Annotated in this window: 10 protein-coding genes; 3 read left to right on the top strand and 7 right to left on the bottom strand. The window is 47.9% G+C overall.

Features of this window, described 5'->3' with window-relative positions; genetic code table 11:
* Window positions 1–470, top strand: a 470-nt coding sequence (locus BMIN_RS07185) for an IS30 family transposase (protein ID WP_156097313.1), incomplete at its 5' end; no start/stop codon positions are given.
* 299 nt (window positions 471–769) lie between these two features.
* Here BMIN_RS07185 and BMIN_RS08655 read toward each other — a convergent pair.
* Window positions 770–1216: a DUF7654 domain-containing protein gene (locus BMIN_RS08655; RefSeq protein ID WP_156097312.1), complete on the bottom strand. Its 447-nt coding sequence runs from the start codon at window positions 1214–1216 to the stop codon at window positions 770–772.
* Between BMIN_RS08655 and BMIN_RS08650 the strand changes: the two genes are divergently transcribed.
* Entirely contained in the window at window positions 1215–1403 is a 189-nt protein-coding gene (locus tag BMIN_RS08650) for a hypothetical protein (RefSeq protein WP_156097311.1), read from the top strand. The genes BMIN_RS08655 and BMIN_RS08650 overlap by 2 nt on opposite strands.
* Before the next feature lie 145 nt (window positions 1404–1548).
* Here BMIN_RS08650 and BMIN_RS08645 read toward each other — a convergent pair whose 3' ends face one another.
* From BMIN_RS08645 to BMIN_RS08640, 3 genes are all read right to left on the bottom strand, one after another.
* On the bottom strand, window positions 1549–2982 hold the full coding sequence (locus BMIN_RS08645; protein WP_156097310.1) for a DUF7657 domain-containing protein: 1434 nt from the start codon (window positions 2980–2982) through the stop codon (window positions 1549–1551).
* A gap of 139 nt (window positions 2983–3121) precedes the next feature.
* Window positions 3122–4231 (bottom strand): IS30 family transposase, encoded by a 1110-nt coding sequence (locus BMIN_RS07180; protein ID WP_051913504.1) that lies wholly within the window; start codon window positions 4229–4231, stop codon window positions 3122–3124.
* Between the two features lie 2427 nt (window positions 4232–6658).
* Window positions 6659–6898, bottom strand: coding sequence for a hypothetical protein (locus tag BMIN_RS08640; protein ID WP_155803705.1), 240 nt, complete (start codon window positions 6896–6898; stop codon window positions 6659–6661).
* Between the two features lie 464 nt (window positions 6899–7362).
* Between BMIN_RS08640 and BMIN_RS07170 the strand changes: the two genes are divergently transcribed.
* A complete protein-coding gene (locus BMIN_RS07170) occupies window positions 7363–8373 on the top strand; it encodes a glycosyltransferase family 2 protein (protein ID WP_022861926.1) in 1011 nt (336 codons plus the stop codon).
* Window positions 8374–8454: 81 nt separating this feature from the next.
* Here the strand turns inward: BMIN_RS07170 and BMIN_RS09220 are convergent, their stop codons facing one another.
* The 3 genes from BMIN_RS09220 to BMIN_RS07165 all read right to left on the bottom strand — a co-directional run.
* A complete protein-coding gene (locus tag BMIN_RS09220; RefSeq protein WP_420796722.1) occupies window positions 8455–8907 on the bottom strand; it encodes an RICIN domain-containing protein in 453 nt (150 codons plus the stop codon).
* A complete protein-coding gene (locus tag BMIN_RS09215) occupies window positions 8882–9346 on the bottom strand; it encodes an RICIN domain-containing protein (protein WP_420796721.1) in 465 nt (154 codons plus the stop codon). The genes BMIN_RS09220 and BMIN_RS09215 overlap by 26 nt, the downstream gene beginning before the upstream one ends.
* A gap of 45 nt (window positions 9347–9391) precedes the next feature.
* A partial coding sequence (locus BMIN_RS07165) for an IS3 family transposase (RefSeq protein ID WP_156097309.1) occupies window positions 9392–9905 on the bottom strand: 514 nt, incomplete at its 5' end.

Below are 9905 nucleotides of genomic sequence, written 5' to 3'. Positions count from 1 at the left end.
GGGTCGAACGCAAAACCAGAAAGCCGTTCGCCCGCCTCATCGAATCCAAAAGCGCGCCGGCGACCGCCAGGGCCGAATACGCGATCCACAGCCGCATCCCCGCGGCGGCGCGCATCGACCGGACCGGGGACAACGGGTCCGAATCCGCGTTGCACCGGCTCGTGGACGAGGCCCTGGGCATGCTCACCTACTACGCCGACCCATACTCGCCCTGGCAGCGCGCCAGCAACGGGAACCGCAACGGCATGATCCGCCGCTACCTGCCCGAACACGCCAGCCTGAAGAACCTGACCCAGACCGAACTCGACGACATCGTCACCGGGATCAACGACACCCCCATGAAACTCCTGGACTACCACACGCCCAACGAAGCATGGCAAGAGGAAATATCCAAACTCGGCCTATCATCAAACCAGACCAGCCAACAAGCCAAACGTTGCACTTACAAATGGAATCCAGCGAGTGGGTGACAGGATTAGGATTATAGAAGAATCAGAGAAATTCGCAATCATTTTGGTTTTTCTCTCAAATTTTTTGATATTTTGTTCTTCTTAGCGACTCAGGGATTCAATATCCAACGACACCGATCAGATTTAATTTTACCCTCAAAAGTCAAAGAGGTCAGATTTCACATTGATTGATAACGTCATGCAAAATCTTTATGTGAATTTGAAAGGATCGTGAGATGTTCCATTTTTTGTAATCTTACTGCGCAAATTAAGGAATACAATAATATTGTTCTAGTTTTCTCATATAATCATATGCCGTTCTAATTCTTGATGATTCGATAGAGGTAACGACCATTAGATTCTCGTGATGATAGACTCTCGAAATGGAGAGTTTTTGAAGATATGTCATCGAGGCGATGGGTCGATGCGACGAAATCGACTCCTAGAATTTTCAGCTGATCAATTGTTAGAGAAACAGAAAAAAGATCTGGCCAAATGAGGGAAAATGGTATTTCGTTTTGAGATTCGGGTACGATGCTAACCGCTGCGAAAGCATAACGATTATAAATCTTCGTATAGCGATGATGCGGGTCAATTTTTTCCCAGGTACTTATCTTGGGAGTAACTGAAAGAGCGTTCAGCGTTTTGATTCCATTTGCTGTAAATAAATTGGCGAGCATATTGCTATTGTCGCCTTCCGTGATCCATGTCGAATCAGTGTTTGTCGATAGCGCTCGAATTTTTGCAATAAGAGGTTGGTCGGTCATGGGACTTATCGAGTATTGTATAGGGTTGACAAATAATCCAGAGAGGATGACTGCTGGCAAGACAATTATGCCAGAAATTATTTTAATTAAAGATTGTCTGCACAATAATAATAAGGATGTGAAAAAGACAAGTAGTGCAACGATGAATGTCAGTATTATTCCAACGAAAGATGAAAATTCTTCATGAGTCAATATTGCGATTGTGGCTGCCCCGATTGTTGATATCAAAAGAATAATCATTCTATTATTTGCGGTGTGACTTTTGAGTCTGGGATCTCGCCTTTTCTGATGTGTAAAAATTGATGCCTCAGAGATGAGAAGAATTATATTGGCTATGCCACTACTGCCGTCATTCTTTTTGCGGTTGTAGCAGTCAGAAGCGTTATCTGACAGAACCAGAGTGGGAGTCCAACCACTTGATATGTGATATAAAGTATAATTAATAATAATAACGAGGTTTCTCGAAATCGTATTCTCCTTGTGCGGAAGACGTTAATCGCAAATAGAATAATTCCTATAGGGAAAAGGTCGATGAATCCTGATGCTTCGGTAGGGTTGGATGTTCCAACATAATTCTTTACTGAGAGGAAAATGCTACCGATGCCCGAGAATAAACTTCTCCATTCTAGGTCCCCTCCTGTTGAATGACGTCTTCCTGGATATTCCGTGCTGAGTGTTGACATAATTGTTTCTTTTGATTCGAATGCGACATGCAGCAGAAGAGCTATCCCGATTGTCGCGATAAGCAGTGTCCAGAGAATATCGTGAGGAGGAATATGAATATGTCTGAAATGTTTGCGGACGACGTCAATAATCAGAATGAGAAGTATATAGAAAAGTGGAATTTGCCAAGCTGGATAGAGTGAAAGAATGAACATTCCGCCGCATACAGTGATTGCGCTGAAATATATTATTCGTCGTAACGTCGAGGTGGCAGTGAGATAGCGATCCATACATACGACGGAAACGGATATCGCAATAATCATCTCCGGAAGCGAATTGACGGCGAACCACCACTGTACAAGCGGCGAGAAGGTAATAAGGCTGGCGCCTACCAATGACAGAATCTTTCCCTCGTTATTCTCTCGGGGTGTCCGTTCTAACGTGGATGATGTCTTTTTAGTTATTAACAGGAAAAGTTCATAGGTGGAAAGAAACAAGACAACAATTCGTGCAGACCAGTAGAATGCTAGCCCCCGAGAACTCCCTAGAAGCAAGTATCCCCAGTGAAAAGGACGAAATACTTCGGCAATATCTAGTACGGGAGAATCTTTGATGATGAACATATCGGAGGGAGTGCCTCCGATAAGGGAATTGAAGTATGAGTAACCAGAATAATACTGCGATAAGGAGAACGCGGTCCCGACAACATATTCATCACTTCTAATGGCTCGCGGGGTCCCGAATACCACGGCGTGGTTCATGTTGTTGCCAAGCCAGAAGTTCCACATTCCCAGAGATGAGCCGCTTATGTTGCAAATGACACACAGTACGATAACAGACATGCCAAGTGCATAGCGATACTTATGCATGAATCTCAGGCTGGAAGATAAGCCAAGAGATACGAACATTCCAATCGGTAGCAGGACAATCAATATCACGAGAATTCTTATCAGCACAATGTGTGGAGAGATGTCTACATCCTTTGCGGGGACATGAAATAGAATGTTGCTGAAATGAGGATATAAGAAGGCCGTTATGATGGACGCCGCGATAAGTAACACGGTTGCCAAAATTGTCCGAATCGCTGTTTTGGAAATATGCATAGTTGCACGTTCGGATGGGATCGGCATCATATCCTCTGATTCTCTGTGAAAGTACAATATATTATTGATTAGTACAATGGGTAAAAGCCCACATACATATATTACGTTCTTGGTCTCCTGTAGTCGAGGCGGCTGGATTCTATTTGTAAGTGCAACGTTTGGCTTGTTGGCTGGTCTGGTTTGATGATAGGCCGAGTTTGGATATTTCCTCTTGCCATGCTTCGTTGGGCGTGTGGTAGTCCAGGAGTTTCATGGGGGTGTCGTTGATCCCGGTGACGATGTCGTCGAGTTCGGTCTGGGTCAGGTTCTTCAGGCTGGCGTGTTCGGGCAGGTAGCGGCGGATCATGCCGTTGCGGTTCCCGTTGCTGGCGCGCTGCCAGGGCGAGTATGGGTCGGCGTAGTAGGTGAGCATGCCCAGGGCCTCGTCCACGAGCCGGTGCAACGCGGATTCGGACCCGTTGTCCCCGGTCCGGTCGATGCGCGCCGCCGCGGGGATGCGGCTGTGGATCGCGTATTCGGCCCTGGCGGTCGCCGGCGCGCTTTTGGATTCGATGAGGCGGGCGAACGGCTTTCTGGTTTTGCGTTCGACCCGCGCGCCGACGCACCGCCTCGAGGGGGCCGAAGCGATGACCGTGTCGGATTCGTAGTGGCCGAACGAACCTCGGTGGTCCACGACCCTGGGACGCAGGGCGAGTGGCACGCGCATCGGGATCGTCACGCGCCCGGCCCTGCGGCCCGCCCGTCTGGTGCGGTGGCGTTTGGCCCGGGGCGGGTGGCGCCGCCGGTCCTCGCCGTCCGCATGCCCCTGGTGGATCCACTGGTGGAGGCACTCGTGGCCGATCCGCATCGACGGGTCAGCCGGATGCTCCGGTTTCAACCGGCCCTCGATCAGCTCGGGCGTCCAGCCACGCGTCAACGCGTCCGCCACCCACGCGTGCAGGCGCGCGTCCATCATCCGCCCGGGCTTCCTCGGCCTGCGCGAACGTGCCTCGGCCTTGCGCCGCGCGGTCAACGCCGAATAGAACGGGCCAGCCGTCCACGCCCCCGTCTTCAACCGCCCGGGATGGCAGGGCCGGTACGACTCGTTCCCGTTGGACGCGAACCACAGGCCACGCCTGAGCTCCCGGCTGATCGTGGAGGCGGAACGATGCAGCTGGCGGGCCACCTGCCGGATCGTCTCATGATCCCCGAAACGCAGCATCTCAATCCTGATCCGCTCACCCCCGGTCACATGCGTATAAGCCTTCATAGTGAGTGCAGCACCTCCCAAAGGTCGGAACATCAGCAATCCCAACCATAAGCGGTGTTGCACTTCTAACTAGAACTCAGGCTCGCATCTTCGTCTCCTTGTTTAAGCAAATTATTAACTAATCATCATCTTCAAGCTATTCGTGCTTTCTAATTCATTGGTTCCTGATTAGTTTTCGTTCCACCATGATGAACGGATGCTAAGCCTTTGCAGTAACCCCCGATGGCTTGCATGCCTTGGATTCTATCGGCTTGCAGCCGCTTTCAATTCGTTTCATTCATGGTGCCGTGAAGTCTGGGCATGTCCAGATGACATAAGACGGGCCACCCGTCACCAAGGTGAATAGATTCCCACGTCGACGACATCCGACTGAAGGATCATTCAGCGGGGAAACGGAGTTCCTCTAGTGGTCGGACGACAAATTAGCAGCCTGACAAACGTGATCGGAGAGCGGCTTCCCCGAGACGCCGTATCGGCGATGTCTGGTGCGCTTATGCGCAACGTCCTCTCCAAAGTTTTCCAGAAACACGCCTATTGAACGATTGATGCGTTCCAAACCTCCCCACTTCGGAGGGTTCACAGGACGCAATGCACAGAGAGCCGCTACAGATCGAATAGATAGAGGAGAAAACTCAGATCGGTGCATTACCCTCGTAAAAACACCGACGAAACCATTAAGAAGGTAAAACCTACGTACACAAATCATTAAGCAACATCCAGTTCGATCCCAGTTTTCCCGAGGCCTTGACCTCGGGGGGCGTGGTTCATCCTCATTCATGAACTCTAGTGATTGACCGGCTAAGAAGATGGATTCCATTAGTATCGAGAGCTGCAGTCAAACGCATCCATACTAACTTGGAAACCCTTAAAGGTTTCGACTCTCAAAATCGTTGAAAAGGATTCGGTTGGCAGCCACAATCGCTGTCTTGCTATAATCATGTCAAGGACACATCAATCCGAAACATGCAGAAGCAGGCCCTCGAAAAGATGCCCAGCCAGTGACTTCATCGCAAAAGGCGTGTTGATTCATTCCGTTTCTCCAGACATTGGAATAAAGGTTCGACTCCGTTAACTCGACTCGACGGAATAATGGTACTCGACGCTTACACCGTTTGATCCCACGAAAGATACATGAATAGTATCGCTATTGACGTCACCACTGCAAATGCTATTATACTAGATGGTCAGCCGATATTCCATCAAGATAAATTAATATAAGCACTGCACGTTTAATGGATGCCATTGTATGACATCAGCCAACATTTCATTCTTGGAGAAAACTAGATGGTAAAAAGCATACATATCTCTTATCGTCGGATAGTCAAATATATATCCAAGAATTACTTGAACATTATTAATGAAAAGAATAATTCCCTTGCCTTTTCTATTACCATATTTCTTCTGCTGTCAATTCCAAGTCTGATTGTTTGGTTAATCTCATATCCAGGTTTCCTTCAAGCAGATCATCAATCTACAATCGCTGGAATTGCAGTAGGAAACCCCTCTCAATGGCATTCCCTTCTCTGGGGATTCTTTGCATATATCTTTATCTACTTGAGCCCCTCATACGGGCTATATGGATTAGTGCAAATATGTTTTTTTAGCATCTGCACATATTACGCCATCGATTTCTTTCTCAAAGAAAAAATAATCAACGGAAAGGGCGCCATGGCCCTTTCTCTTTTTTTCGGCCTGTGCCCGACTTTTTTCTTATATAATCTTCTGTACTCATCGGATATTATTTTCGCCATCTCACTCATCCCACTAATAATCTTTCTCATCAAAATTGATCAAAGTGAAGGAAATATTTTAACAAACATAATATTTGATCTTGAATTTATCTCTTTGACATTAATACTTGTGGAACTGCGAAAAAAATGCTCTTCTAATTCCATTCTTATTATTCTTTATTTTCATTTTCAAATATCCAAAAGTTAGAGGAAGAGTATTATTTATATTTATATCCATATTTCTTCTGTTTGGAATCATATCTTTCCTGCTATCTTATGGCCTTAATGCCCAAAAATCGCCATCACAGGAGCTTCTATCGGTACCTGCTCAGCAAATCGCCAGAACATTCCGCGATAATGGAACCATTCCCACTCGTGAATGGGATAATCTAACGAAAATCCGGAGCGCAGACGAGTGGAAAAATTCTTATATTGCAAACACCGCCGATCCCGAGAAGTCAGGTTTGTCCCTATCCCTAACATTCATTCATGACTGGATTGTACTCGGATGGCATAATCCACGAATATACTGGTATGCATATCGAGACCTAATGAGTCCATATTGGCAGCTATCCGACGGAAGCGACCCTCTAATTCAATTAGATTTTACCAATTCACCGGCTTTTACCACCACTGTCTGCAAAAGTTCTTGTCGCAAAGAATACATATCACAGATGACGGCAAAACAATCACCGCGTCAGATACAGATATCCCTGTTGAGAACAAGGGTCAATGACTGGAAAATGCCGATAGTTACGGATTTATATAATCTTGTCTTTTTCAACCGTGCTTTTCCGCTTATTTTTTTATTGGTTTCTCTGGGAATTGCGATCACTAGAAAATTTGCCAGATCATTCATGTTGATCACGCTTCCTCTCATAGCAGTAATGGCTTCACTTTTGCTTTTTTCTCCTGTATCTTCATTCAGATATGCCATTCAGATATATTATTCGATACCCTTAATAATCATATGGATGATCTTCAGAATGAATCAATCGAAGAGAGGAGGCCGCTTAGTCTATTAACGCCCCAACAGAGAATCATAAATTACTTATGCTTCCATTCTTTTTTGTTCGCTAATATCAACAATGCTGATGAATTGTGTTTGTCAGAAAATCCTTTTCACTTTAACGCCATATCATAAGGATCATCAGTTGGCTCACTTGACTACCCTGATAACATCATCCTTAATAGGTATGATAAATTATTGTCATATCAGCAATTTTCTAAAAATAGTGTTGACATAATACTTACTTAACCGACCACCAAGCAAGAAATCCTGGTTTATCGTGCATTCGACGACACTTCACCAGAGTGTAGCCATGTTGAACACTAGGGATCGACGATCCCGATAACTCCCTCCCGGGATTCTGGACACGGAATCGAGTACGATATTAAACCATGAGACCCAAAAGAACCGGTACTGCAATTGTCGCGGTTTTGCTTCCTTGCTACAACGAGGAGATAACAATAGGTAAGGTTATCGCCGATTTCCGCGATTCCCTGCCTGAGGCTACCATATATGTCTACGACAACAATTCAACCGACCGGACCGCCGAAATCGCCGATAAAGCAGGAGCCATCGTTCGTAAAGAGCCCCGCCAGGGCAAGGGCAATGTGATTAGAGCCATGTTCGAAGACATTGATGCTGATGTCTACATCATGGCCGATGGAGATGACACGTATCCCGCGGAGGCGGCACCTGCTATGGTCGATAAAGTGCTGGATGGATATGACATGGTCATTGGAGACCGTTTAAGCTCCACATATTTTGAAGAAAACAAAAGGCCTTTCCACAATTTTGGCAACAGACTGGTACGCAGCTCCATTAACTCCCTTTTCGGCGCCCACGTTACGGACATAATGACCGGATATCGCGCATTCTCATACACCTTTGCCAAAACCTACCCGGTGCTATCACATGGCTTTGAAGTTGAGACCGAGATGACCATTCATAGTCTCAACAACAATCTTCGGCTGTTCGAAATGCCGATTCAATATAGAGATCGACCCCAAGGATCAGTAAGCAAACTTGATACCGTTGGCGACGGCATCAAGGTACTATCCACGATTTTCCGAATGATCCGAGAATATAAGCCACTTCCATTTTTCGGCGGAATCGGACTCCTCATCAGCGTCATTGGATTGTTCTTCACGGGAAGCGTTGCCATTGAGTTCTGGAGGACAGGAATGGTGGCACGATTCCCCACACTCATCGGAGCCGTAATGCTCATCATCACAGGCCTGTTATGCATCACGACAGGAATCATTCTAGATGTCGTAGCAAGAAACAATAGAAAGTTGTTTATCGTCGAATGCAATGGATTCGCTGCATTCAGACATGTCCACATCAATAGTCTCCCGTCACTTCCCGGCGTGGACCGCCGTGAAGAAGTAGACATAAAATCATAAGATTACGATGTCCCCATCCGTCTAATGGCCGGGTGTTATGTTCTTGTTTAGTAGAAGAAAAACACGACGCCCGGCATCAGCTTATCCTTCTAGGCCTATCCACCGCTGAGCCTCCGTTCCATTGGATGAGTATAGCTGCACAGAGGTTCCGTCCGCAGTCGCGGCCCCCGACACATCGAGGACCAGACCCGATTTTAATGCCGAATGTAAAGTTAATGTGCCATTCGAATCTTTAACCGCAATCCATTTTTGCGCGTACGAGCCATTCGCCTCATACTGATTCATTGTTGTCCCTATAGCCGTGGACCCTCCTCTTACATCGAGGACCTTCCCGGAACCTACGTTTGTCAGAGTCACATAACCATGCTGATCGTGCGAGACCCGCCATTGCTGAGCACTGGTTCCATTCGATGACCATAAGCGAACCTCAGCACCATTGGATTGCGACCCCCCTGCGACATCGAGGACCTTCCCTGATGCCAAAGCGGTCTGGAACACCGCCACTCCGTCAGCAAGGTCCTGACGATGCTTCATCGCGAATGAATCGAGCATCTCGCGAGTATTTTGCGCCACGGCTATTCCCCACATCTGGGCCTTGGACCCCATTCGCCGCATAGGACTGCAGCTTGGCGTTGGCGACCGCGTTCCCTGATGGAACATCCACGACTTTACCCGAGGCGTCATTGACGAGGGCAAACGACGAGTCATCGTACACTATCACCGACCAATTCTGAGCAGCCGTGCCATTCGCCTCCCATTGCTGAATGGCGGCACCGTTGACCGTCGATGCACCACCCACCTCTACGTTCTTCCCGGAAGCCGAATTGACGATTCTATACACCCCATTACTCACCTCGTGGAAGGTGTACAGCTGAGCGTCGGTCTGGTTCCATGGATATAGCTGAAGCTGCGTCCCCCCGGATTGGGACGCTCCCGGAAGATCAATGACAAGGCTTTCATTGAGACCAGAAATAATCCTAACCGTCTTGGGGGCTGCGGACGTTTTCTTGGAGATGGTTTAGGCCGCTAGCCCTTGTTGCATTCTATAGTGTACGGGACTTTTCCATCCCAGGGATTGTTTGATACGCTCATGGTTGTACCAGTGCATGTACGTGTCGACGTGTTCCATGACTTGACGGCAGGTCAATTGTTCCCAGTGCTCGGGGTAGACGGCTTCGGTCTTCATGCGGCCGAAGAATCCCTCGGCCGCTGAGTTGTCCGGGGAGCAGCCCTTCCTGCTCATGGAGCGGATGATACCGTGCTCCTGGCAGATCCGGATCCATTCGGGCCACCGGTAGTGGCAGCCACGATCTGAGTGCACGATCACCCTGGTATCATCGGGCAGGGTTCCGATCGCCTTTCTGAGCATGGTGTTGGCCAATCGGGCGTTCGGATGCAGGCCTGTCGTGTAGGCGACGATCTTGCCGTCGTAACAGTCGATCATGGGCGATATCAACCGAATAGTGAATGCATCGGGTACGTCCCTGGGTCGTGTCGTCCCCGATGCTGGTATGCTGGACTGTCGTTCCCTT

It is taken from the genome of Bifidobacterium minimum, from assembly GCF_000741645.1.
Taxonomy (GTDB): Bacteria; Actinomycetota; Actinomycetes; order Actinomycetales; family Bifidobacteriaceae; genus Bifidobacterium; species Bifidobacterium minimum.
The sequence above is the reverse complement of the archived record's forward strand: the minus strand, read 5'-3'. Positions and strand labels throughout refer to the sequence as shown.

Coding starts and splice junctions, on each gene's coding strand:
- BMIN_RS08650 (WP_156097311.1), top strand. CDS start 1,215: ATGGGACTTATCGAGTATTGTATAGGGTTGACAAATAATCCAGAGAGG.
- BMIN_RS08640 (WP_155803705.1), bottom strand. CDS start 6,898: ATGGCATATCTGAATGAAGATACAGGAGAAAAAAGCAAAAGTGAAGCC.
- BMIN_RS07180 (WP_051913504.1), bottom strand. CDS start 4,231: ATGAAGGCTTATACGCATGTGACCGGGGGTGAGCGGATCAGGATTGAG.
- BMIN_RS08655 (WP_156097312.1), bottom strand. CDS start 1,216: ATGACCGACCAACCTCTTATTGCAAAAATTCGAGCGCTATCGACAAAC.
- BMIN_RS09220 (WP_420796722.1), bottom strand. CDS start 8,907: ATGAAGCATCGTCAGGACCTTGCTGACGGAGTGGCGGTGTTCCAGACC.
- BMIN_RS08645 (WP_156097310.1), bottom strand. CDS start 2,982: ATGCATATTTCCAAAACAGCGATTCGGACAATTTTGGCAACCGTGTTA.
- BMIN_RS07170 (WP_022861926.1), top strand. CDS start 7,363: ATGAGACCCAAAAGAACCGGTACTGCAATTGTCGCGGTTTTGCTTCCT.